This window comes from Allobosea sp. FW305-C-101 (genome assembly GCF_058783685.1).
On the sequence record NZ_JBYSYT010000001.1, the window covers coordinates 392,435 to 415,133 of the forward strand.

At 66.8% G+C, this 22,699-nt stretch carries 24 protein-coding genes; 9 read left to right on the forward strand and 15 right to left on the reverse strand.

Features of this window, described 5'->3' with window-relative positions; all coding sequences use genetic code 11:
* Positions 1-36: 36 nt before the first annotated feature.
* Positions 37-1,374, reverse strand: coding sequence for an OmpP1/FadL family transporter (locus tag AC3WMA_RS01820; protein WP_492283705.1), 1,338 nt, complete (start codon positions 1,372-1,374; stop codon positions 37-39).
* Positions 1,375-1,804: 430 nt separating this feature from the next.
* On the opposite strand from AC3WMA_RS01820, the gene AC3WMA_RS01825 reads away from it, so the two are divergent.
* Complete coding sequence (locus tag AC3WMA_RS01825; protein ID WP_336813352.1) at positions 1,805-2,653, forward strand: fumarylacetoacetate hydrolase family protein; 849 nt, start codon at positions 1,805-1,807, stop codon at positions 2,651-2,653.
* A 238-nt stretch (positions 2,654-2,891) separates the two neighbouring features.
* Here the strand turns inward: AC3WMA_RS01825 and AC3WMA_RS01830 are convergent, their stop codons facing one another.
* The 8 genes from AC3WMA_RS01830 to rplM all read right to left on the reverse strand — a co-directional run bounded on the left by AC3WMA_RS01830 (position 2,892) and on the right by rplM (position 9,029).
* Entirely contained in the window at positions 2,892-3,992 is a 1,101-nt protein-coding gene (locus AC3WMA_RS01830) for a helix-turn-helix transcriptional regulator (protein WP_492283706.1), read from the reverse strand.
* Between the two features lie 103 nt (positions 3,993-4,095).
* On the reverse strand, positions 4,096-5,031 hold the full coding sequence (gene argC / locus AC3WMA_RS01835; RefSeq protein WP_492283707.1) for an N-acetyl-gamma-glutamyl-phosphate reductase: 936 nt from the start codon (positions 5,029-5,031) through the stop codon (positions 4,096-4,098).
* 186 nt (positions 5,032-5,217) lie between these two features.
* Positions 5,218-5,685 (reverse strand): YybH family protein, encoded by a 468-nt coding sequence (locus AC3WMA_RS01840; RefSeq protein WP_492283708.1) that lies wholly within the window; start codon positions 5,683-5,685, stop codon positions 5,218-5,220.
* Between the two features lie 101 nt (positions 5,686-5,786).
* Positions 5,787-6,743, reverse strand: a complete 957-nt coding sequence (gene speB, locus AC3WMA_RS01845) for an agmatinase (protein WP_492283709.1) — start codon at positions 6,741-6,743, stop codon at positions 5,787-5,789.
* 15 nt (positions 6,744-6,758) lie between these two features.
* Positions 6,759-7,037, reverse strand: coding sequence for a hypothetical protein (locus AC3WMA_RS01850; RefSeq protein ID WP_492283710.1), 279 nt, complete (start codon positions 7,035-7,037; stop codon positions 6,759-6,761).
* A 195-nt stretch (positions 7,038-7,232) separates the two neighbouring features.
* Positions 7,233-7,985 carry an SDR family oxidoreductase gene (locus tag AC3WMA_RS01855; RefSeq protein ID WP_492283711.1) on the reverse strand — a complete coding sequence of 251 codons (753 nt, stop codon included), beginning with the start codon at positions 7,983-7,985 and terminating at the stop codon, positions 7,233-7,235.
* Positions 7,986-8,082: 97 nt separating this feature from the next.
* Positions 8,083-8,562: a 30S ribosomal protein S9 gene (gene rpsI / locus AC3WMA_RS01860; RefSeq protein ID WP_199090930.1), complete on the reverse strand. Its 480-nt coding sequence runs from the start codon at positions 8,560-8,562 to the stop codon at positions 8,083-8,085.
* A 2-nt stretch (positions 8,563-8,564) separates the two neighbouring features.
* Positions 8,565-9,029, reverse strand: coding sequence for a 50S ribosomal protein L13 (gene rplM, locus AC3WMA_RS01865; RefSeq protein ID WP_257731664.1), 465 nt, complete (start codon positions 9,027-9,029; stop codon positions 8,565-8,567).
* A gap of 229 nt (positions 9,030-9,258) precedes the next feature.
* Between rplM and AC3WMA_RS01870 the strand changes: the two genes are divergently transcribed.
* Positions 9,259-10,032, forward strand: coding sequence for a substrate-binding domain-containing protein (locus tag AC3WMA_RS01870; RefSeq protein ID WP_492283712.1), 774 nt, complete (start codon positions 9,259-9,261; stop codon positions 10,030-10,032).
* Between the two features lie 24 nt (positions 10,033-10,056).
* On the opposite strand, the gene AC3WMA_RS01875 is transcribed toward AC3WMA_RS01870, so the two are convergent.
* Positions 10,057-10,470, reverse strand: coding sequence for a PaaI family thioesterase (locus tag AC3WMA_RS01875; protein WP_492283713.1), 414 nt, complete (start codon positions 10,468-10,470; stop codon positions 10,057-10,059).
* 102 nt (positions 10,471-10,572) lie between these two features.
* Between AC3WMA_RS01875 and AC3WMA_RS01880 the strand changes: the two genes are divergently transcribed.
* The 3 genes from AC3WMA_RS01880 (at position 10,573) to AC3WMA_RS01890 (ending at position 13,392) form a co-directional block, all read left to right on the forward strand.
* A complete protein-coding gene (locus AC3WMA_RS01880) occupies positions 10,573-11,385 on the forward strand; it encodes an enoyl-CoA hydratase (RefSeq protein ID WP_492283714.1) in 813 nt (270 codons plus the stop codon).
* 92 nt (positions 11,386-11,477) lie between these two features.
* A complete protein-coding gene (locus AC3WMA_RS01885) occupies positions 11,478-12,026 on the forward strand; it encodes a CoA-binding protein (RefSeq protein ID WP_492283715.1) in 549 nt (182 codons plus the stop codon).
* Between the two features lie 88 nt (positions 12,027-12,114).
* Positions 12,115-13,392, forward strand: coding sequence for an O-acetylhomoserine aminocarboxypropyltransferase (locus AC3WMA_RS01890; RefSeq protein WP_492283716.1), 1,278 nt, complete (start codon positions 12,115-12,117; stop codon positions 13,390-13,392).
* A 111-nt stretch (positions 13,393-13,503) separates the two neighbouring features.
* Here the strand turns inward: AC3WMA_RS01890 and AC3WMA_RS01895 are convergent, their stop codons facing one another.
* On the reverse strand, positions 13,504-14,607 hold the full coding sequence (locus AC3WMA_RS01895) for a COX15/CtaA family protein (protein ID WP_492283717.1): 1,104 nt from the start codon (positions 14,605-14,607) through the stop codon (positions 13,504-13,506).
* Between the two features lie 98 nt (positions 14,608-14,705).
* Here AC3WMA_RS01895 and AC3WMA_RS01900 point away from each other — a divergent pair, with 98 nt between their 5' ends.
* The gene (locus tag AC3WMA_RS01900) at positions 14,706-14,915 is read left to right on the forward strand and encodes a DUF2842 domain-containing protein (protein ID WP_454657411.1); all 210 of its coding nucleotides are present in this window, start codon (positions 14,706-14,708) and stop codon (positions 14,913-14,915) included.
* Between the two features lie 6 nt (positions 14,916-14,921).
* Here AC3WMA_RS01900 and AC3WMA_RS01905 read toward each other — a convergent pair whose 3' ends face one another.
* Positions 14,922-15,983 carry a polysaccharide deacetylase family protein gene (locus tag AC3WMA_RS01905; protein ID WP_492283718.1) on the reverse strand — a complete coding sequence of 354 codons (1,062 nt, stop codon included), beginning with the start codon at positions 15,981-15,983 and terminating at the stop codon, positions 14,922-14,924.
* Between the two features lie 138 nt (positions 15,984-16,121).
* On the opposite strand from AC3WMA_RS01905, the gene AC3WMA_RS01910 reads away from it, so the two are divergent.
* The gene (locus AC3WMA_RS01910; protein WP_492283719.1) at positions 16,122-17,348 is read left to right on the forward strand and encodes a GNAT family N-acetyltransferase; all 1,227 of its coding nucleotides are present in this window, start codon (positions 16,122-16,124) and stop codon (positions 17,346-17,348) included.
* A gap of 9 nt (positions 17,349-17,357) precedes the next feature.
* On the opposite strand, the gene AC3WMA_RS01915 is transcribed toward AC3WMA_RS01910, so the two are convergent.
* Positions 17,358-19,520 (reverse strand): GumC family protein, encoded by a 2,163-nt coding sequence (locus AC3WMA_RS01915; protein ID WP_492283720.1) that lies wholly within the window; start codon positions 19,518-19,520, stop codon positions 17,358-17,360.
* Positions 19,521-20,197: 677 nt separating this feature from the next.
* Here AC3WMA_RS01915 and AC3WMA_RS01920 point away from each other — a divergent pair.
* Together AC3WMA_RS01920 and AC3WMA_RS01925 are read left to right on the forward strand one after the other, a co-directional pair.
* Positions 20,198-20,758, forward strand: a complete 561-nt coding sequence (locus AC3WMA_RS01920) for a polysaccharide biosynthesis/export family protein (RefSeq protein ID WP_492283721.1) — start codon at positions 20,198-20,200, stop codon at positions 20,756-20,758.
* Between the two features lie 15 nt (positions 20,759-20,773).
* Positions 20,774-21,940 carry a glycosyltransferase gene (locus AC3WMA_RS01925; protein ID WP_492283722.1) on the forward strand — a complete coding sequence of 389 codons (1,167 nt, stop codon included), beginning with the start codon at positions 20,774-20,776 and terminating at the stop codon, positions 21,938-21,940.
* Between the two features lie 10 nt (positions 21,941-21,950).
* On the opposite strand, the gene AC3WMA_RS01930 is transcribed toward AC3WMA_RS01925, so the two are convergent.
* Together AC3WMA_RS01930 and AC3WMA_RS01935 are read right to left on the reverse strand one after the other, a co-directional pair.
* Entirely contained in the window at positions 21,951-22,286 is a 336-nt protein-coding gene (locus tag AC3WMA_RS01930; protein WP_492283723.1) for an SMR family transporter, read from the reverse strand.
* Positions 22,283-22,636 carry a DMT family transporter gene (locus tag AC3WMA_RS01935; protein WP_492283724.1) on the reverse strand — a complete coding sequence of 118 codons (354 nt, stop codon included), beginning with the start codon at positions 22,634-22,636 and terminating at the stop codon, positions 22,283-22,285. The genes AC3WMA_RS01930 and AC3WMA_RS01935 overlap by 4 nt, the downstream gene beginning before the upstream one ends.
* Between the last annotated feature and the right edge of the window lie 63 nt (positions 22,637-22,699).

Consider the following 22,699-nt stretch of genomic DNA (forward strand, 5'->3'; position numbering starts at 1 on the left):
AGAGGCCGGCTTTCTCGTGATGCGGTCGGGCGCCGCTCAGTACTTGCGGACCACCGGCTGAACCGGGATCGTCTCGGCGGGGTTGTCCCAGCGATAGGTCAAGCCAGCCGAAAGAATGTGGATATAGGGCTTGGCTTCGGCGCTGTAGAAGACCGGGCCCTGCTGCGGGTGGGCACCCGTGTAGTTCACAGCAGCCTTGTTCACGTGGATGTAGGTGTAGCCGAGGTCCAGCTTCAGCTTGTCGGTCACCTGATAGCTCGCGCCGGCCGACAGCCAGAGGCGGTCGTTGTCCGAGATGAACACCGTCCGGTTGGTATCGTTGACCGCCGAAAGCTCGTAGGCCACGCCGGCTCGCAGGGTCAGGTCCCGGTTGTACTTGTATTCGACGGCGCCGCTGAAGAACCAGCTGTCGTCATAGACGAAGTTCAGACCCGAAACCGGACGGCCGGAAATCTGGCTGACGATCGGGATCCGACGGAAGCGGCTCCAGTTCGTCCACTCCACGCCGAGATGGGCCTGCCACTGCTCGTTGATGACCTGCGAGATACCGAAGACGACCGAGTCCGGCAGGTTCAGGTTGGCCTTGATCGGCACGACGCCGGCCAGGGTGCCGAGGTCGCCTTCCAGCGTCTGCCGGATCGACGAGCGATAAGCGATACCGATCGTGGTGCCCTGGAACGGCGTCAGGGTCGCGCCGAAGCGGAAACCGTAATCGACCGTGTCACCGTCCAGAATCTGGTTCGGAGCCGTCGGGCCGATGGCCTGACCGATATTCGCGCCGGTCGCAGTCTTCAGGTTGGCCTTCAGGTACTGGATCTGGAAAGCCGCACCGATCGAGAGCCAGTCATTGACCTGGTAGCCGATGGTCGGAGAGACGTTGATCGAGCGCACCTTGGCAGAGCGGCCATAGACCTGGCCCGCATGCACCTGATTGTCGGCCTTGGAACGCAGCCCGTAAGGCGCACCGGTCGTCAGGCCGATCCAGAACCGGTCCGTCAGCTGCCAGGCGGAGTAGGACGCGGGAATGAAGGCGCCGTCACCACCGATATTGCCCGTGCCGCCCTGGATCGGGCTGGCGGGGCCGACCGGCGAGCCGAGGCGCGTCACCGAGTTCGGCTGATAATCGCCATTGGCATAGAGATAGGTGAAGTTCCACTGGCTGTTGCGGCCGGGGAACATGGTGATGGTCGCCGGGTTCCAGGCCATCGAACCCAGGCCGATGCCGCCCGAGGCCGCGCCGGCATAAGCCATGCCGAGGCCTTCGGCGCTCTGGCCGCTGCGGATGGCGAAAGAGCTGGCCGAGGCCGCTCCAGCCGCAAGGAGAGCAGCGAGCGAAACCGTGGCGGCTGCGGCGGTACGAACAAGGCCCTTCATCGAATCCATCCCGGTTTAGGTTCTTCGAGGCCAGACACCTCGCTTGATTCGAAGCATGACCCGAGCCGTTTCCCGCCGCAATCCCGCTTTAAGCGCCCAGAAATTGCCACATGATCCCCTCATTTGCCCTCAGCATCATCGAAAACGGCCCAAAAACGACGATTTTCGAGCACACGCCGGCAAGATTGTTCAGAAAGATATCGTTTATATAAGAACTATTGCTGGTTTTCGGGTCTTTCGGCTCCGACGCGTTGACGGCCGCTCCCGTAGCGGCATCTGTCGCTTTGAGAAGCCCCGTTGCATTCGCGCCACAATCCAGCCGCCTGCTGATCGCGGATGCCCCATGCGCGATGACGGGCTTGTGTTTCCGGCCAGCATCCGATCAGAATCCCTCCCACCCATTTAGATCGTTTGAAACGGGGGAAACACCTTGAAACTGCTCCGCTACGGCGCACCGGGCCAGGAAAAGCCGGCCCTCCTCGATGCCAAGGGCGGGTTGCGCGACCTGTCCGGCGTCATTCCCGACCTCGGCGGCAAGGCGCTGACCTCTGCCTCGCTCGCCAAGATCAAGGCGCTGGCGCCGGAATCCCTTCCGCTCGTCTCGGGCTCGCCGCGCATCGGCGCCTGCGTCGCGGACGTCCGCAACTTCATCGCCGTCGGCCTCAACTTCGCCGATCACGCCGCCGAGACCGGCGCCGAGATCCCGAAGGAGCCGATCCTGTTCAACAAGGCCCCGAACTGCATCGTCGGCCCGAATGACGACGTGATCATCCCGAAGGGTTCGCAGAAGACCGACTGGGAGGTCGAGCTCGCGATCGTGATCGGTGACGGCGGCTCCTATATCGAGGAAAAGGACGCGATGGCCGCGATCGCCGGCTTCTGCGTCTGCAACGACGTCTCCGAGCGCGCCTTCCAGCAGGAGCGCGGCGGCCAGTGGGCCAAGGGCAAGGGCTGCCCGACCTTCGGCCCCCTCGGCCCGTGGCTCGTCACCACCGACGAGATCAAGGACATCCAGAATCTCGGCATGTGGCTCGAGGTCGATGGCGAGCGCGTGCAGAACGGCTCGACCAAGACGATGATCTTCGGCGCGGCCTATCTCGTCCACTACATCAGCCAGTTCATGCGGCTCGATCCGGGCGATGTCATCACCACCGGCACGCCTCCGGGCGTCGGCCTCGGCTTCAAGCCGCCGCGCTTCCTCAAGGGCGGCGAGGTCGTCACCCTCGGCATCGAGGGCCTCGGCGAGCAGAAGCAGAACTTCATCCCCTACAAGGGGTGACCATGGCAGGGGCGCTTCGGCGCCCCTTTCATTGTGGCGGCGCGATGCCCGCGATCGGTCGATGCTTCATCTGATTGGGCGAGGCGACGCGAAAAAGCGCTGCCGAAGCCGCTTGACCCAGCTTCGGCAGCGCAAGCTGATACTCGCCTGTGGCCTTGCGGCCTCTCTTGAGAATCCCACCTTGGCGCGGGCACGCCCGTTTGCCATCCCCCAAATGGGGGCTTCCCCGATCAGCCGATCAGCGCGGTCCGGTTGCGCTTTTCAACAAGCCGACCAGATCGGCCTGCCGGCGCGTGCCGGTCTTGGCGAGGATGCGCTTCAGCGTCGTGCGGGCGGTGGCTTCGGTCACGCCGAGGCGCAGAGCCGCATCCCGCGGCGGGTGCCCGCCCGCGATGACGGCCGCCAGCCGGGCTTCGGCCGGTGTCAGGTCGAACAAGCCGGCGATCAGGCCGGCATCCGGCGCTGCGCCTGCCGCGACCGGCGTCGCGACGACGATAGCCCCGGCAAAGGAAAAGACATCGCGCGCCCGGCCGCGCACCGGCGCGACATGCACCACCATCGGGCTCTCGCCGCGACTGGACGGGATCGGCAACGACCGCACGAGCTGAGGCAGATCCGATCGCGAGAAGCCGGCTATCACCGCCGCCAGCATTTCGTCGGCCGGAGCATGGGCCAAGGTCAGCCTGGCCGTGCGATCGAGGAACACGCCCGGCATCAGGTCCTGGAACAGGGTATTGGCGTCGAGCAGATGGCCGCGCAGACTGAGAACCGCAGCCGGCAGCCCCATCAGCTCGAGGGCCTGTGAGGCGGCACGGGCACGCTCCATCGCCAGCCGGCGCCCGAGCAGCCCGGCCCGGGCGAAATGCGGCCGCAGCCGGTCGAGCGCGGCAATGGCCTGACCATCGACGCTGCCCTCGGCGAAGGTCCGCTCGCAATGGACGATCGTCGTGTCGCCGGTGGGCGCGCTGATCACCGTCGCCACTCCCGAGCCGTATCCGGCCGGGATCAGATGTTCCTGATAGACGGGCTCCCGGGCGATCTCGTCATGGGTAAAGACGTCCTCGTCGGTGATGAAACCGTGGCGGCCATGCACGAGCAAGCGCTGCGCCCGCTCGTTGACCGGAAACGGAATGCGGCGCAGCACCTCTTCGTAATTCTCGCAGAACTCCGGCGACGAAGCGAGAAGGCGCACCTCGTCATGCAGCACGGTCCCGAGCAGGGCCTCGCGGCAATGGGCGATCCGCGCAGTATCGCGCAGCACCGCCGGCCAGCTTTCAGGCACGATCGCGGCTTCATAGATGCCGTCGATCAACGCATTCTCGAACTCGTCGCCTGCCACGTCCATCCCTCGCCCAGGGGGGACTACTTTAGCGGGAGCGATGCGAAATTGTCTCCTCTAAATGGAGGAGACAAAATGTCTTCGGCACGCGTCGGACGGACCGTCAGCCCTCAGGCAGGCCGAGCATCAGGCGGATGTTCTGCACCGCCGCACCCGAAGCGCCCTTGCCGAGATTATCGAGCCGCGCGACCAGCACCGCCTGGCCGAGATCGTCCTGCCCGAACACCGTGAGCTCCAGCTTGTTGGTGTCGTTCAGCGCCTCCGGTTCGATCTTGCCGCTCTTGCCGTCCTGCGGGAGGACGCTGACATAGGTCGAGCCGGCATAGCGCTCCGCCAGCGCATGGTGGAGATCGGCGACGCCCGGCCGCCCCGGCAACGTGTCGAGATGCAGGGGCACGGAGACCAGCATGCCCTGCCGGAAATTGCCGACGGAGGGCACGAAGATCGGCCGCCGGGTCAGGCGGGCATAGGCCTGCAACTCTGGCAGGTGCTTGTGGCGGAGCCCAAGACCGTAGAGCTCGAAGGCCGGCGCGACGCCGGTCTCGAAATCCTCGATCATCGACTTGCCGCCGCCGGAATAGCCGGAGACGGCGTTGACGGTGACCGGATGGTCCTGCGCCATCAGGCCGGCATCGACGAGCGGGCGCAGCAGCGCGATGGCGCCGGTCGGGTAGCAGCCGGGATTGGCGACCCGGTCCGCCCTGGCGATCTTCTCGGCGTGACCGGGCTCCAGCTCGGCGAAGCCATAGACCCAGCCGGGCGCGACACGATGGGCCGTCGCGGCATCGACGATCTTGGGCGCGTCGGAGCCGAGCTGATCGGCCAGAGCGACCGATTCCTTCGCGGCATCGTCCGGCAGGCAGAGCACGACGAGATCGACGCTCGCCATCATATCCTTGCGGGCGGCGGGGTCCTTGCGCTTGTCGGGATCAATGCTCCTGACCGCGACCTCCGGCACCACGGCCAGACGCTCGCGGATGCCGAGACCGGTCGTGCCGGCTTCGCCGTCGATGAAGATGGTTTTCAGGTTCTGGCTCATCGGGCACCCCGGTGGCTGGCAGGCAAGTTGGCTAAAGGCATAAAAAAACCGCGCTCTGTGGCGCGGTCGCGGGCGTTCGGACGTCAGCCGAGCGTCATCGCGGGCGCGCCGGAGCGGCCTGGACAGGGCGACGTCGGATGAAGCTCGTCATCATGGCACCGTATATGTTCGCAAGGCGCGCGACTGTCAATCTCGCGCAGTCGCGCCCTTCGCCTGAAACCTGCCCGCCGGCTCGTAGCGCCCCTCCAGCCGGTTAGCGTGCCGGTGCAGCAGGCGCCAGCCGCCCTCCTCGAACCGGAAAACGTGGGTGACGCGATTGGTCCAGCGCGTGGGTGCGGCGCCCGGCGTCAGCGCGACCTCGAAGATCTCGATATCGGTGACGAGGGCGACCGGATCTCCGACCACCGTGGTGACGTTCTCATGCGAAACGGTGCCGCCCTTGAACTGCTCCGCAGCCCAGTCCCAGCGTCGGGAGACAGCCTCCCAGCCCTTCTCATAGCCGCCCCAGCCATAGAAGCTCGTGGCCTCCTCGCTATGCGAATAGAGCGCCTTGATCGCCCGCACATCGCCATTGGCGACATCGGCCAAGGCCCGGCGCAGAGCGGCCAATGCCGCGGGAAAGCTTTCGGCGGATGCTGCGCTTGTTCCTGTCATCGCAAGCCCTCTCTATCCAGGGACAAAGCCCAAAAACGGAATCGGACAAAAGGCTTGAAGAAAAGCCTTCGCAGATTGATTCCGCCGTCTCACGGATCGATTCAACCGCTCCGTTTCAGCGCCAATGCCTGAATGTAATGCTGGACGATGGTCGAGGCCGCGATGGCGGTGATGTCGGCATGATCGTAGGGCGGCGAGACCTCGACCACGTCCATGCCGCGGATATCGAGATCGCGGAGCGCCCAGAGGATGCGCAGCGCCTGATCCGCGGTAAAGCCGCCCGAAACCGGCGTGCCGGTGCCGGGCGCGAAGGCGGGGTCGAGGGCATCGATATCGAAGGTCAGGTAGGCTGCGCCCTCCCCGACCCGCTCGCGGATGCGCCTTGCCGTTCCGACCACGCCAAGCTCCTGCGCCTCATAGGCATCGAGGATGGCGATGCCGCAATCGCGCGGCGCCACCGTGCGGATGCCGATCTGGATCGAGCGCTCGACATCGATCAGCCCCTCGCGGACCGCCTCCAGCACGAAGCTGCCATGGCCGATGCCGCCGGGGCCGTCGTCCCAGGTATCCTGATGTGCGTCGAACTGGATCAGCGCCAACTTGCCGTGACGGGCGACATGGGCCCGCAAGAGCGGCAAGGTGACGAAATGATCACCGCCGAGCGTGACGAGATGGGCGCCCGAGGCGAGGATGCCGGCAGCTTCCGCTTGAATCGCGCGGGAGCATCCCTGGAGATCGCCGCGCGGCAGCGCGCAGTCGCCGTAATCGACGGCGGAGAGCCGGACGAAGGGGTCGATGCCCGAGGGATATTGCGGATCGCCGTCGAAAATCGCGCCGGCACGGCGGATCGCCTGCGGGCCGAAGCGGGCTCCCGGCCGGTTGGTCACCGAGAGATCGAAGGGCACGCCCCAGATGACGAGATCGGCGCCCGTGACGTCCTTGCCGTAGCGGCGGCGCATGAAGGAGAGCGCGCCGGCATAGGTCGGGTCGGCGGCGCCACCGCGCCTGTCGCCGGTGAAGGCGTGGTCGATCGGCGGCTTGTCGGTGGCTTCGGTCATGATCGCCTCAGGGCGTCAGCGACGCGCGTTGAACCAGACATAGAGGCACCAGGGCAGGATCAGCGCCAGCGCGGTCAGGACGAGCCTTAGCATCGTCCAGGCGTTCGGGTTGTTGAGCGCACGGCCATCGAGGTCCGGCACGCCATGGATCAGGCCGAGCGCCACCGCCGGAGCCAAAAAGACGACCAGCGCCCGAGCAATGCGCGCCCCGCGCGGGAGTTCCTCCCGCGCCAGCATCAGCAGGGCCGGCACGGCGATCATGCCGAAGGCGATCAGGACGAGGAGGACGCGCATAGGGTTCCGGGCAGAGTGTCGGTTGCGAGCACTATATGTCGTTTCCCACCCGCGCCGTCATCCCGGGCGACCGAAGGGAGATCCGGGATCCATGCCGGAACCTTTACCGGAAGCGTTCCGGCATGGATCCCGGATCGGCGCCGCTCCGCGGCTTGTCCGGGATGACAGCGCGGTTGGGTGCAAGAGGATTGGAAGCTACCGCCCGCCACCAACCTTCAGGACGATGCCAGTGGTGTAGCTCGACGCACCGGACAACAGGAACAGCACCGCCTCGGCGATCTCGTCAGCGGTCGCGGCGCGCTTCAGCGGGATCATCGGCGCGATCCGCGCGACGCGGCCGGCCTCGCCGGTCGAAAGCGCGTGGATCTCGGTCTCGGTGATGCCCGGCGCCACGCCGTTCACGCGGATGCCGTGCGCTGCCAGCTCCTTGGCGAGGCCGATGGTGAGGGAATCGACCGCCCCTTTCGAGGCCGCGTACCAGACATACTCGCCGGGCGAACCCAGCTCCGCCGCGACGGAGGAGATGTTGACGATCGCCCTGCCTTGCACCCGATCGTTGGCGATGAGCGCACGAGCTGCCTCACGAGCGACGAGGATCGCGCCGGTGACGTTGACGTCGATGCATTCGCGGATGACCGCCGTTTCGGCGTCGACGAGCGGACCCGACTTGCCGGTGATGCCGGCATTGTTGACGACATGGGTCAGCGGGCCCAGCGCCGCCTTCGCTTCGGCAAAGACGCGAATGATGTCGGTCGCGCTCGCCATGTCGCCCTGCAGGGCCACAGCTTTCGCACCCGCCGCCTCGCAGGCCGCGACGACCTCAGCCGCAGCCTTGGCGTTGCTCTGGTAGTTCACCGCGACGTCATAGCCGCGCCCGGCCGCCATGATGCAGGTCGCCGCGCCGATGCCACGGCTGCCGCCGGTGACGAGAAGAACGGGGCGGGTCATGGCGGGCTCCTGCTGATCTGGCGTGACAGGACCAGCCAATACGAAAAGGGCGGCTCTTGCGAGCCGCCCTTCCGCATACCGGTAATCCCGGAAACGATCAGCGCTTCGAGAACTGGAAGCTGCGGCGGGCCTTGGCCTTACCGAACTTCTTACGCTCGACGACACGCGAGTCGCGGGTCAGGAAGCCTTCCTTCTTGAGCGGGCCGCGAAGCTCCGGCTCGTAGAAGGTCAGCGCCTTGGAGATGCCATGGCGCACCGCGCCGGCCTGGCCGGAGAGGCCGCCGCCCTTGACCGAGACGACGACGTCGTACTGGGTCACGCGGTCGACGAGCTGCAGCGGCTGCTTGAGCACGAGGCGCAGCACCGGGCGAGCGAAGTAGACCTCCTGGTCGCGGCCGTTCACGGTGACCTTGCCGGAACCCGGCTTGATCCAGACGCGAGCGATCGCGTTCTTGCGCTTGCCGGTGGCATAGGCGCGGCCCTGCGCATCGACCTTCTTGACGTGGACGGGAGCAGCGGGCTGCTCAGGCTTGGCGACGTCGCCGAGCTGGGCGAGAGACTGAAGAACTTCGGCCACGGTCAGACCCTCTTGTTCTTGCTGTTGAGCGCGGCGACGTCGAGCGCCTCCGGCGACTGGGCAGCGTGCGGATGCTCCGCGCCCTTGTAGACGCGCAGGTTGCCGAGGATCTGGCGGAAGAGCGGGCCGCGCGGCAGCATGCGCTCGACGGCCTTCTCGACGACGCGCTCAGGGAAGCGGCCTTCCAGGATGAACTTGGCCGAACGCTCCTTGATGCCGCCCGGGAAGCCAGTGTGGTGATAATACACCTTCTGGTCACGCTTGCGGCCGGTCAGGGAGACCTTATCGGCGTTGATGACGATGACATTGTCGCCGCAGTCGACGTGGGGGGTGTAGGCGGCCTTGTGCTTGCCGCGCAGACGCATCGCCACAACGGAGGCGAGACGGCCGACGACGAGCCCGGAGGCGTCGATCACAACCCACTTCTTTTCGACATCGGCGGGCTTGAGCGAGACGGTGGTCTTCATCGCGGTACCCCTTCGGTTGCGTAAAAAAGGACAAGCCGCCGGAGAGCCCGGCGGCGGTGTGGCGTCGGGATAGGGGCAAGGAAGCCGGCTGTCAAGCATTCCTGAAAACGCAAAACCCGAAAAAATGCAATTTTCTCATAGCGATGAGCAGAGAGGTATCTGGATACCGCTCATCTCTCTTGCGCCGCGCGATCCCCTGCCCCAGCATCCCGGCGCAGGAGGATACGCCATGACACAAAAACGCATCGCCTTCATCGCCGCCTGCCTGCTTCTTGGTGCCCCGCCCGCCTTCGCCGAGGTCAACGTGATCAGCTCGGGCGGCTTCACCGCCGCCTACAAGGAGCTCGTCCCGGCCTGCGAGGTGAAGATCGGCCAGAAGGTCACGAGCGCCTATGGCGCCTCGATGGGCGCGGCACCGGATGCGATTCCCAACCGCCTGGCGCGCGGCGAGCCGGCCGATGTCGTGATCCTGGCCGGCGATGCCTTCGACAAGCTGGTCAAGGACGGCAAGGGCATGGCCGGCACCCGCACCGACCTCGCGCGCTCGGCGATCGGGCTTTCGGTCAAGGCCGGCGCACCGAAGCCCGACATCTCCACGGTCGAGGCGCTGAAGAAGACGCTGATGGAAGCCAAGTCGATCGCCTATTCGGCGAGCGCCAGCGGCACCTATCTCTCCGAGGAGCTCTTTCCCAAGCTCGACCCAAGCGGCCAGGTCATGGCGAAGTCGAAGAAAATCTTGAGCGAGCGCGTCGGCACCATCGTGGCGCGCGGCGAGGCCGAGCTCGGCTTCCAGCAGGTCAGCGAGCTCATCCCGATCGAAGGGCTGGATTTCGTCGGCACCTTGCCGGAGGAGGTTCAGCGCGTGACGGTGTTCTCGGCGGGGCTTGCGGCCGGCGCCAAGGAGACCGAAGCCGCGAAGGCGCTGATCGCCTGCCTCGGCGGCACGGATGCGGCGGAGACGATCCGCAAGACCGGACTCGATCCGATTCCGGCGAAGAAGTAGCGGTTCCGGCCGCCTCAGCCGCGATCAGCGCACGGGGATCGAGTAGGTCCCCGTCGCATGGCAGACCATCTCCGGCTCGCCTTGAGAATAGAGGCAGACCTCGCCAACAGCGAGCCGCTTGCCGAGCTTGAGCAGCTTCGCCTCGCCGATCAGCGCCGCCTGGCCGGGCTTGCGCAGGAAATTGAAGTTGAGGCTCGTCGTGACCGCCAGGCCGACCGGCCCGATCTGGGCGAGGATCGCCGCATAGAGCGCGAGATCGGCCAGCGCCATCATCGTCGGCCCGGAGATGGTGCCGCCCGGGCGCAGGTGCTTCTCGTGGTAGTCGCAGCGCATCCGGGCCGTCATCGGCCCGACCTCCTCGATGAAATAGGTGCGCCCGCCATGGTGGAGCTGAGGGAAGACCTCGTCGAGATAGGCATCGATCTCGGAGGCGCTCATGCGGGTCGTCATGCGGAAAACCACAGGCTGGAACGGGGCTTATCCCCTTGCAGCATGGCCGGCCGGTTCCGACAATAGGCGGAAATGCGGAAGGGAAGCGCCATGAACGCCCATCACAAGCCGGAGGCCGCGCCCGTGCTGCTGCGCGAGGATGCGCAGGGCATCGCGACGCTGACGCTGAACCGCCCGCTGGCCCGCAACCCGCTGAGCGAGGCGATGCTGGCGGCATTGAGCGAGACCTTTGCCGCGATCGCCGCCGATCGCACGGTCAAGGTCGTCATCCTCACGGCGGCCGGGCCGGTGTTCAGCGCCGGGCACGATCTCAAGGAGATGACCGCCCATCGCGCCGATGCCGACCGGGGCCGGGCCTATTTCACGGACATTCTCGGGCGCTGCTCGGCCATGATGCAGCAGATCACCGCGCTGCCCCAGCCGGTGATCGCGGCCGTCGAGGGCACGGCGACGGCCGCCGGCTGCCAGCTCGTCGCGAGCTGCGATCTGGCGGTCGCCGGCGAGGTCGCGCGCTTCTGCACGCCGGGCGTCCATATCGGGCTGTTCTGCTCGACGCCGATGGTCGCGCTGTCGCGCAATCTTTCGGCCAAGCACGCGCTGGAAATGCTGCTGCTCGGCGAGATGGTGCCGGCGGCGGAGGCGGCTCGCATGGGACTGGTCAATCGTGTCGTGCCGGCCGGCGATGCGCTGGCGGAGGCGCTGCGGCTCGCCGCGATCATCGCCTCGAAATCGCCGGCGACGGTCAAGATCGGCAAGCGCGCCTTCTACGAGCAGCGCGAGATGGGGCTGAAGGCGGCCTATGATCACGCCTCGGCGGTCATGGTCGAGAACATGCTGGCGCGGGACGCCGAGGAAGGCATCGGCGCCTTCGTGGAAAAGCGCGCGCCGGTGTGGGAGGGATGATGGTCGTCATGCCCGGGCTTGACCCGGGCATCTCGTAAACCAGAAATCTCCATCGAAGAGATTCTCGGGTCTGCGCTTCGCTCCGCCCGAGAATGACGCAGAGTGTCCCCATGACCCACGACGCCTATCCCGACAGCCTGATCCGCGAGATCCTGAAATCCGTGAAGCGGATCGCGCTGGTCGGCGCCTCCGCCAACGAGGCGCGGCCGAGCTGGATCGTGACGAAATATCTGATCGACCGCGGCTATGACGTCATTCCCGTCAATCCCGGTCTCGCCGGCCAGGCGATCCTCGGCAAGACGGTCTATGCCGCGCTCAAGGATATTCCCGGCCCGATCGACATGGTCGAGATCTTCCGCAATTCGGAAGCGGCGGGCCCGATCACCGACGAGGCGCTGGCGCTCGATCCCCTGCCGAAGGTGATCTGGATGCAGTTGTCGGTGCGCAATGACGACGCCGCGGCGCGGGCCGAGGCGAAGGGCGTCACCGTTATCATGAACCGCTGCCCGAAGATCGAGTACGGCCGCCTCTCCGGCGAGATCGGCTGGCAAGGCATCAATTCGCGCATCCTCTCGGCGAAGAAGCCGGTGCTCGCCGGCAAAGGCTTTCAGAAGCTGACGATCCATCGGCCGGGGACCTGACGGGGCTGCCGCTCTCGAATTGACGCCTTGCGAACCGTTCGTTAAATCGAACGATCCGTTTTCGACGTCAGATTGTCAGGGAGCAGCCATGACCGACCGCGCACCGGGTTTCAGCACACTCGCCATCCATGCCGGAGCGGCCCCCGACGCGGCGACGGGCGCACGCGCCACGCCAATCTATCAGACGACCTCCTTCGTCTTCGACGATGTCGACCACGCCGCCTCGCTGTTCGGGCTCCAGGCCTTCGGCAACATCTATACCCGCATCGGCAACCCGACGAACGCGGTGCTGGAGGAGCGCGTCGCGGCGCTGGAGGGCGGCACGGCCGCGCTCGCCGTCGCCTCCGGCCATGCGGCCGAGTTCCTCTGCTTCCACGCGCTGCTGCAGCCGGGAGACGAATTCGTCGCGGCGCGCAAGCTCTATGGCGGCTCGATCAACCAGTTCAACCATTCCTACAAGAGCTTCGGCTGGAACGTGATCTGGGCCGATCCGGACGATGTCGAGGGCTTCGCCGCCGCCGTGACGCCGAAGACCAAGGCGATCTTCATCGAGTCCATAGCCAATCCGGGCGGCGTGATCGTCGACATCGCCGCGATCAGCGCCATCGCGAAGAAGCACAACATCCCGCTCATCGTCGACAACACGATGGCCTCGCCCTATCTGCTGCGCCCGTTCGAGCATGGCGCCGACATCGTCGTGCATTCGGCCACCAAGTTCCTGGGCGGCCATGGCAACTCGATCGGCGGCCTGATCGTCGATGGCGGCTCGTTCAACTGGGTCGGCGACGACCGCTACCCGATGCTGTCCAAGCCGCGCCCGGAATATAACGGCATGGTGCTGGGCGAGACCTTCGGCAATTTCGCCTTCGCCATCGCGACCCGCGTGCTGGGCCTGCGCGATCTCGGCCCGGCTCTGTCGCCCTTCAACGCCTTCATGTTGCTGACCGGTATCGAAACCCTGCCGCTGCGCATGCAGCGCCATTGCGAGAGCACGCAGAAGGTCGCCGAGCATCTCCAGAAGCATCCGGCGGTCGAATGGGTCAGCTATCCCGGCCTGCCCGGCGACAAGTATCAGGAGCTGGCCAAGCGTTATGCGCCGAAGGGCGCCGGCGCGGTCTTCACCTTCGGGCTCAAGGGCGGATATGACGCCGGCGTCAAGCTGGTCTCGAACCTCAAGCTGTTCTCGCATCTCGCCAATATCGGCGACACGCGCTCGCTGGTGATCCACCCGGCCTCGACCACGCATCGCCAGCTGACCGACGAGCAGAAGATCGCGTCGGGCGCCGGGCCGCAGGTGGTGCGCCTCTCGATCGGGCTCGAGGATGTCGAGGACCTGATCGCGGATCTGGATCAGGCGCTGGCCTGAGCTCGTGCGTCATTCTCGGGCTTGACCCGAGAATCTCATGATGATGGAGGCGCCGGAGACGGCGCCTTTTTCTTGGGGAGATGCTCGGGTCAAGCCCGAGCATGACGCTCCCTAGTGGCGCGCCGCCTGCTCGCTGCGGGTGACATGCACCACGCCCATCGCCAGCACGGCGAAGCCGAGCGCCTGATGAGCGAGCCCGGCCCAGAGCGGCACCACCAGCAATAGCGTCACGATACCGAGCGCCGATTGCGCCAGGACCAGCCCGGCGATGGCGGTCGAGCGCTTGGCGCTGCCCGAGCCCGGCGCCGTGCGGCGCAGCCTCAGCACGTTCCACAGAGCAACTGCGAGGAGGATGTAGGCACCGAGGCGGTGGTTGAACTGCACCAAGGCGACATTGTCGACGAAGTTCTCCCAGAACGGCGTCTGGGCGAAGAGCTGCGAGCCCGGCGGCACGAGCGCGCCGTCCATCAAGGGCCAGGTGTTGAAGGTGAAGCCGGCCTTCGAGCCGGCGACGAGCCCGCCGAGCGCGACCTGCACGAAGAGCAGCAGCAGGAGCAGCCACGCAGTCGCCCTGCCCCGCGCCGGCTCGACCCGGCGCAGTGGCGTTAGCGCCGTCGCGAAGGCCACGACAGAGGCGAAGAACAGGCCGGCGAAGGTCAGATGCAGCGTCAGCTTCACCGGCGCGACGGCAACCATGCCGGGCTGCAAGCCTGACGCGACCATGATCCAGCCGATCGCGCCTTGCAGGCCGAGCAGCAGGCCCATGCCGAACAGCGTTGCGACCTGCCGGACCGGCAGCAGGCGGCGCAGAGCGACGACGAGGAAACCGGCGAGATAGATCAGCCCGATGAAGCGGCCGAGTTGGCGATGGCCCCATTCCCACCAGTAAATGAACTGGAACTCGCCAAGGCTCATGCCCTCGTTCAGCAATTGGTATTGCGGGCTCGCGCGATACTTGCCGAATTCCTCGGCCCAGGCCTGCGCCGAGAGCGGCGGCATCGCTCCGGTGATCGGCTTCCATTCGGTGATCGAGAGACCGGAGCCGGTGAGCCGCGTCGCGCCGCCCACCACGACCATCAGGAAGACGAGGCCCGCCACGATCCAGAGCCAGCGGCGGATGCCGGCATGATCGGCCTTGGCGTCGGCGCGTGTCTGGTCGAGGGCGAGGGTCACGGGCGGGCTTTCGGTCGCAGGCGGGGATATTTGGGCGCGCATCGCTTCACAAGTGCGCTCGCCAGTGACATAGACCCCTCGCTCCGGCGCGACAACGCCCGCATTGCCGCAGCAGCAAAGTCCGCGCGGTGGAGAGCCCGATGAAACAACGCAACCGCAAGCTGGTCGGGACCGTGCTGATCCTCGTCTTCGTCTGCGTCTACGCGCTCGTCGCCATGGCGCTGGCACAGGGACGGATCACCGAGGCCTCGAAGCCGGTTCAGACCATCGCCTATATCGCGCTCGGCCTCGCCTGGGTGCTGCCTCTGCTGCCGCTGATCAAGTGGATGGAGCGCAAGGACGAGGCCTGACGCTCGTCAGGCGACGTCGATTTTGCGCCCCCTGCTCCGCAGCCAAAACGGCAACCCCGACAGCAGCGCCCGCAGAGCCGCCTCGTTCTGGTGGAGGCCGTTCAGCGAGACGCGCGGCAGGGCGTGGAGATGGGCCGCGTGCTCGGGAAAGAGATGGCACGGTCGCGTCGTGACCGCGCTTTCGAAACCCGCCTCCGCGACAAGCGCGAAATCGCGTGGCCCGGCCGAGCCGGGATCGCCGACCGGGTAGGCGAAATGGCGGATCGGGATCCCCAATTCCGCCTCGAGGCGCTGCTTGCTGCCCGCGATCTCGCGGCGCGCGACATCCGCGTCGTGCTTCGCCAACATCGGATGCGTCAGGGTATGGGCGCCGATGGTCACGCCCGGCGCACCTGAGAGCGCCCGCAGCGTCTCCCAGGGCAGGCATTCACGCTCGACGAGGGCGACGGGGTCGATGCCAGCCTCGGCCGCGAGAGTGTAAATCGCCGAGAACAGAATCGCTTCCGGACCGCGGCGTAGGCGCCAGTAGAGCCTGGCGAAGGCGCGGCTCTTCTCGACATCGCTTTCGGTGCGGGCGGTGAAGCGACCATCCGGCAAGGCGAGATCGAGGCGCGGCAGGGCGCGGATCGCCTCCTCCAGCTCCAGCCACCAGAGCCGCGCCGTCCGGTCGGCGAAGCCCGGCGTGACGAACAGCGTCCAGGGCGCCTCATGCTTCGCCAGCACGGGCCAGGCCTCCTCGACATTGTCGCGATAGCCGTCGTCGAAGGTCAGCGCGACGAAGAAGCGGCCGGGCCTGGGATTGCGCAGGCGCGCCAGCGCCTCCTGCAGCGAGACGATGTCGTAGCCCTCGGCCCGGACCAGGCGCAGCGCGCGATCGAGGAAATCCGGGGTGATGTCGAGCAACGCATTCGGCGCGAAGCCGCGCGTCTCGGCCGCTCGGACATGGTGCAGGGTCAGGATCACGCCCTGCCCTTGCGCGAAGCTGCGGCTCCAGCGGTCGGCGCCGGTCGCCGCCATCATCCGGAATGCGGCCGCGATGGCCTTGTGACGCCCGTTCATCGCCGCCAAATGCAACCGTCCTCTTGCAAACCGCCCGGTAACGCTATCGCGCGATCGCGCGGCCGGGCCGGCACAATGTGGCCGATCCGTTCACAATGACGGGTTAAGGAAGCGCCATCAGTCCCTGCTCGCACGGGCGAAAGAAACATGCCCACCGCCACCGCCTCTCCGCTGGCCACGCTCGACGAGATCCCGACCGGCCGCGCTCCGTCGCGCCCCTGGGCCTCGATCGCGATCGAGACCGATATCGCCGGCCTTGCCGAGACATGGCGCGGCTTCGAAGCGGCGGCGCTCGCGACGCCCTATCAGAGCTATGACTGGATCAGGCCCTTCGTCGAGACGATCGGCGCAGCCCATGACATGGCTTTGCGCTATGCGCTCGTGCGCGATGCCGGCGGCGCACTCTGCGCGCTCCTGCCGCTCACCATCACCGGGCGCAGCGGCTTCCGTTTCGCCGAATTCATCGGCGGCAAGCACGCCAACTATCATATGGGGCTCTACGCGCCGGCCTTCGCGGCGCAGCTCGATGCCCGCCTGACGACGCAGCTGCTGACCGAGATCGGCACAGCCATCGGCGGGCTCGATGCGCTGGCCTTCGTCAACCAGCCTGTCACATGGCAAGGTGTCAGCAATCCCGCGGCGCTGCTGGCCGCCGGGCCGAGCCCGAGCCGCGCCTACAAGCTCGCCCTGATTGCGGGAGACGGCGACGCGACGCTGAAGCGCTCGATGAGCAGCCACGCACGCAAGAAGCTCAAGAACAAGCATAGCCGCTTCCGGGATTTCGGGCCCTCGACCCTGACGCGTGCCACGACGCCGGGCGAGGTCACGCGCATCATCGACGCGTTCCTGTCGCAGAAGGCGGAGCGCTTCCGCGCCATGGGCGTGCCCGATCCTTTCGCCGAGCCGGCGATGCGCGCCTTCCTGGAACAGGGGGCCATGAGCGATGGGTCGACGCATCCGGCGATCGAGCTCTATGCGCTCGATCTCGGTGGCCAGGCGGTCGCGACCTATGTCGGCGCGATCCAGGGCGAGCGCTTCTCAGGCATGGCGACCTCGTTCGACATGGCGAGCGAGACCGTCAAGACGAGCCCCGGCGAGTTGCTGCTGGCCGAATTGATCCGCCTGAAGGCGAGAGAGGGCGTCGCGGTCTTCGATCTCGGCGTCGGCGAGGCCCGTTACAAAACCACCTTCTGCGACGACCATGACGATCTCGTCGACAGCTTCCTGCCGCTGACCTTCAAGGGAGGCTTCTTCGCGCGGATCGCCCGCGCCAAGCGCGAGCTGAAGCGGCAGATCAAGCGCTCGCCGGTCGCGTTGAAAATCGCTCATCGCGCATCGGGCCTGCTTCGGGGCAAGCGCTCCGAAGAGGAGTAAAGCGCCGGATCAGGCCTCGACCGGCACCTCCGAGCGCGAGACCGGAGGCATCGGCGCACCGCCCTCGCCGTCGAGGATCAGCGTCACCGGCGCCTCGGTCAGTTCGCTCAGGCGATAGGCGGTCTCCAGCGCATGGCCGTTGCCCACCTGCCCGCTCATGACGAGCCCAGCCTGCGCGCGGCGGGCAATCGGCTTCAGCACCGCGCCGTCATCGTTCGAGGCGGCAGCGACCAGCACCCAGTCATAGGTCTCGCAGAGCGCATCGAGCGCGACATCGACGAGATCGGGTGCGGCGAGAACCGCCTCACGGCCGGCACGGCCGGAGCCGATGCGATGCAGCCGCGAGCCCGGCGCCCGCATGATGATGTCGGAGAACAGGGCCTCGCCCGCGAGCAGCTCAGAGAAACCGGCCTCGCCGCCGTCAGGATCGGACGACAGGTCGATGAGCACGCAGCGGCAGCGCTGCGCCAGCAATTCGGCGAGGTCGCGGGGCCGCGCGGCGTCGTCTCCGGCGCCGTCGAGGACGAGCGCGAGGGGCGCCATGCCGCGCGCAGGCTCACGTGTCCGCTCGGCGATCTCGGCCAGCGTCAATTCGGGCCGATCGAGGTCGAGCCGGGTCTGACCGAGCTTTCCGGCATGGGTCAGCAGGCCAGCGACGCGTTCATGGCGCGGCGCGGCGGGAACCGGACCGGCCGATCCGGCCTCGTCCTCGGGCGAACCGGCGGAAACCCAGCGCGGGCCCCGCGCGGCGCCCGGCAGGGGCCGGCCCTGGCCGTTGAGCAATTCACGCGTCACGATCGTCGCCAGCGCGATCAGGAAGGTCGCGAGCGTCGCGACCAGCACGACCGGTACCTTCTTCGGGAAGGAGGGCTCGGTCGGCTCGACGGCCCGCGAGATGATGCGCGCATCGGCCGGCGTGGCATTCATGGTGTCGCGCGCGACCGCCTCGCGGTAGCGCTGCATGTACTGCTCCAGCTGCTCGCGCATCGTGCGGGCTTCGCGCTCAAGGGCGCGCAGCTGCACTTCGCTGTCGTTGGCGCTGGAGACGTTCTTCTTCTGCCCGTCGAGCGCGGCCTGGAAGCTTTCGACGCGCTGGCCGGCGATCTTGGCCTCGTTCTCCAGCGTGCGCACGGTGCGCTCGGCGGCGGCACGGAGCTGGCCCTCAAGGTCGAGCAGCTGGGCGTTCAGTTCCTTGATCCGGGGATGCTCCGGCAGGAGGCTGCGCGACTCCGCTGCGATCTGGGCACGCAGGTTGACGCGCTGCTCGATCAGCCGGCGGACGAGGTCGTTATTGGCGACATCAGGGATTTCGAAGGTGCGGCCCTGTTTGATGGCGTCGCGGATCAATCCCGCCTTGGCCTGCGACTCGGCCTGCTGACTGCGGGCACTGGAGAGCTGTGCCGACAGGTCGGTGAGCTGCTGGGAGGTGATGGTGGTGTTGTTCGGGCCGGCGAAGAGCCCGTTCTTCGAGCGATAGTCTTCGACCTTGGCCTCGGCCTCGGCAACGCGTTTGCGCAGGGGCTCGATCGTGGTCGAGAGCCAGTTCGAGGCGCTGCGGGCGTTATCCTGCTTCGCCTGCTCCTGGAATTCCAGATAGGTCTCGGCGATGGTGTTCGCGGCCCGGGCGGCGAGCGCGGGATCGCGCGAGGTGAACTCGATCGAGACGATGCGCGAGCGGCCGACCGGATAAACCAGCAAACGGTCGTAATACTTCTCGAGAACGCGCTCTTCCGGCGACCGATCGGCTGGATGACCACCGAGCCCGATCATGACCGCGAGCTTGCGCACGGCGCCGAGCGCGCCGACGCCCGAGTCGAACTCGGCATTGCCGACCAGGCCGATCCGCTTCACCGCCTCGCGCGCCAGGTCGCGGGACATGATGATCTGGACCTGGCTCTGCACGGCCTCGGCGTCAATCTGGCTGCTGTCGCCGGCCGTCTGGCCCGGCAGCGCGAAGAAGCCGCCGCGGCTTTCCAGCAGCAGCCGCGCCTCGCCGGTATAGCGCGGCGTCACGACATTCACCGCAACGAAGGAGAGACCCAACGCCACGAGCGTCGGCCCGATGATCCAGAGCTTGCGGCGCTTGATCGCCGCCCAGAGGGCGGAGAGATCGAGCATGTCGCCTCGGCCTTCGCCGGCGCCGCGCGCATCAATCCCAGCTTGAGCGGTCATGGGCCCACCTATCGACGCAAAACTGTCGCCCCTAGGGAGGGACGCGGGCGACATTGAACACTCGGTAAGGTTAGTGCCGAGTAAATGCCGACCCGAGGGCAGCAGGAATTGCGGCTGCCCGCCCTTTACGTCACGCGCGAAGATCAGCCGACGAGACCGATCGGACGAATCGCGACCGCCTGACGTCCGACATGACGATGCCAGCCCAACGCCTCGCCCCGCGCGGCGCAACCGAAGCGCCGCGGGGCGATTTTCCGGACGAACCGATCGCATTCGTAAACGATTTTCCGCCCCTCCCCGCCTTTGCCGCCAATGCCTTGAGCGCGTGAGCGCTGTGGCACGGCAAGGATGGTTAACGAGTCGTTGCACCCTCACGAAGCCGCAGCTTCATCCGCCCTTCAGCGAGACGAACGAGATTCGATTCGTCCGGTCAAACGTGTCGCCATGACCGGGCCGCTGCCGACTGCTGCTACCCCCACAGCCTAGCAGTCGGCAGCGTACTTCCTCCCGGCTCGCTGGAGCCGGCTACCGAGGAAAAGCGACTGCGGCGGCCAATCCGCAGCACAGGCCGAGGCCGCCTGCCCTATCGGCAAGATACCCGCGACGGGCCCGCAGGAAGCCTTTGTTAACCATATCCGACCTAAGGATCAGGCGAGTTCTGCACGGGTAAGCCAGTGATGAGTCGACGCCTCGCCTCTCTCGCCTTGGCCGCCGCCATGACGGCGGGCGCCTGCGCGCCCCGCTATCCGGCGTCGGACTATGCGCTCGCCGAGCCGGCCGGCCCCTACAGGCTCGCCAGCGGCGACCGGCTGCGCGTCATCGTCTTCGGGCAGGACAATCTCTCGAACATCTATGCCGTCGACGGTGCCGGGCGCATCGCCATGCCATTGATCGGCTCGGTCGAGGCGCAGGGGCGCACGACGCAGCAGCTCGCCCAGGCGATCGAGGCCAAGCTGCGCGGCGGCTATCTGCGCGAGCCCAAAGTCTCGGTCGAGGTCGATACCTACCGGCCCTTCTTCGTGCTCGGCGAAGTCAGCAATTCCGGCCAGTTCCCCTTTGTGAACGGCATGACCGTGCAGACAGCCGTCGCCATCGCCGGCGGCTTCACGCCGCGCGGCCAGCGCTCTTCCGCCGAAGTGACGCGCCAGATCGAAGGGCAGACCGTGACCGCGACCGTGCCGATCACCTACCCGGTGCAGCCCGGCGATACGATCGTCATCAAGGAACGCTGGTTCTGAGATCGCGCTGAGCTCATGACGGATCGTCTCGCCTCGCGCCCCCTGAAAATCCTGCATGTCTTCCGCGCGCCGCTCGGCGGGCTGTTCCGACACGTTCTCGACGTGGCCCGGGGCCAGGTCGAACGCGGACATGATGTTGGAATCTTCTGCGATTCAAGCACCGGAGGCGCGCGGGCCGACGACGTCTTTCGCGAGCTCGGCAGTCAGCTGACGCTGGGCATCACGCGCGTGCCGATGTCGCGCTATCCGAGCGTGACCGACCTCAAGGCGCAATTCTCCGAAATTGCACTGCGGCGACGCCTCGCGCCGGATGTCGTGCATTGCCACGGCTCGAAAGGCGGGGTCTATGGCCGCATCCCGGCCCTGTTCTCGCCCGGCCGGCGCTATGTCACCGCATACACACCCCATGGCGGCAGCTTCAACTACAAGCCCGGCAGCACGGAGCATAAGGTCTATATGACCGTCGAGCGCCTGCTCGAAGGCGCCACCGACATGTTCCTGTTCGAGAGCCGCTTCATCGCCGGCCGCTTCGAGGCCCATATCGGCCACAAGCCGCGCACGGATCATCGCATCGTGCTCAACGGCGTCTCCGATGCGGAATTCGAGCCGATCGACCATGGCGCGGCGGAATTCGACCTGCTCTATCTGGGGGAGTTGCGCTCGGCCAAGGGCGTCGACACGCTGATCGACGCGCTGGCGCTACTGCGCCGCCGGGACAAGCTGACGCCGCGCATCCTGATCGTCGGGTCCGGGCCGGACGAGGTCGAACTGAGGCAGATGACGCGCGAGCGCGGCATCGCCGACCAATGCGTATTCGAGCCGCCCGCCCCGATCCGCAAGGCCCTGGCCCGCGCCCGGGCCATGGTGATCCCGTCGCGGGCGGAATCCCTGCCTTATGTCATCCTGGAAGCGGCCGCGGCCGCGCAGCCGCTGATCTCGACCGATGTCGGCGGGATCGGCGAGATCTACGGCCCCGGGCATCGCCAGCGCCTGATCCCGGCCAACGACCCGACGATCCTGGCCGGGGCGATCAAGGCGATGATCGAGACCCCGGAGGCCGAGCGCCTCGCCCAGGCGGCCGACCTCGCCAGCCATGTCCGACAGAATTTCCGCCTGGACGACATGGTCGACGGCGTCATTGCCGGCTATCGCGACGCACTGAAGGCACGCGGCATCGCCTGAAGCCTCTGCTTCAGACCATCTTGAGCGCGACGACGCCGCAGACCACCAGCAGAATGCCAAGCCAGCCCACCGGCCTGATGCGCTGGCCGAAGACCAGCGCGCCGATGATGGCCGTGATCACCAGGCCTGCCCCGCCCCAGACGGCATAGGCGACCGAAAGGTCCATGCCCTCGATGGCCTTCGCAAGCGCGGCAAAGGCGCCCATGACGAGGACGATGCCACCCGCCCCTATCGCGCGACGGGTCATGCCGTCCGAGAGCTTGAGCAGATAGGTGCCGCCGATTTCGAGCGCGACGGCGAGCAGGAGCCAGAGGAACGGCGCAGCCTGCATAAGGGAGGTGCTCACACGAGCCTCCCGTGATCCTCGCTACGTTCGTGCCCCACTCCGTTCTCGATCAGCAGGATGCCAGCGAGGATTGCGGCAAGACCAGCCGCACGCGCGGCGGTCAGGTGCTCACCGAAGAGCACATGGCCGATCAGCGCGATGCCGACGATGCCGAGACCTTCCCAGACGGCATAGGCGACCGCCATCGGGATGACGCGCAGCGCGACGCTGAGCAGGACGAAAGACAGACCGATCAGGAGCAGCGGCAAGGTGCCGACGAGCCATGAGGTGGAGACAGCCGACTTCAGCGCGGCCGTCGCGACGATCTCGACGGCGATGGCCGCGAGCAGAACCAACCAATGAAAAGACATGTTGCACACGGGCGAAGCCGGCGCTGAACGTCACGGGTGCGACGCAGGGACAGCCAAGCAATC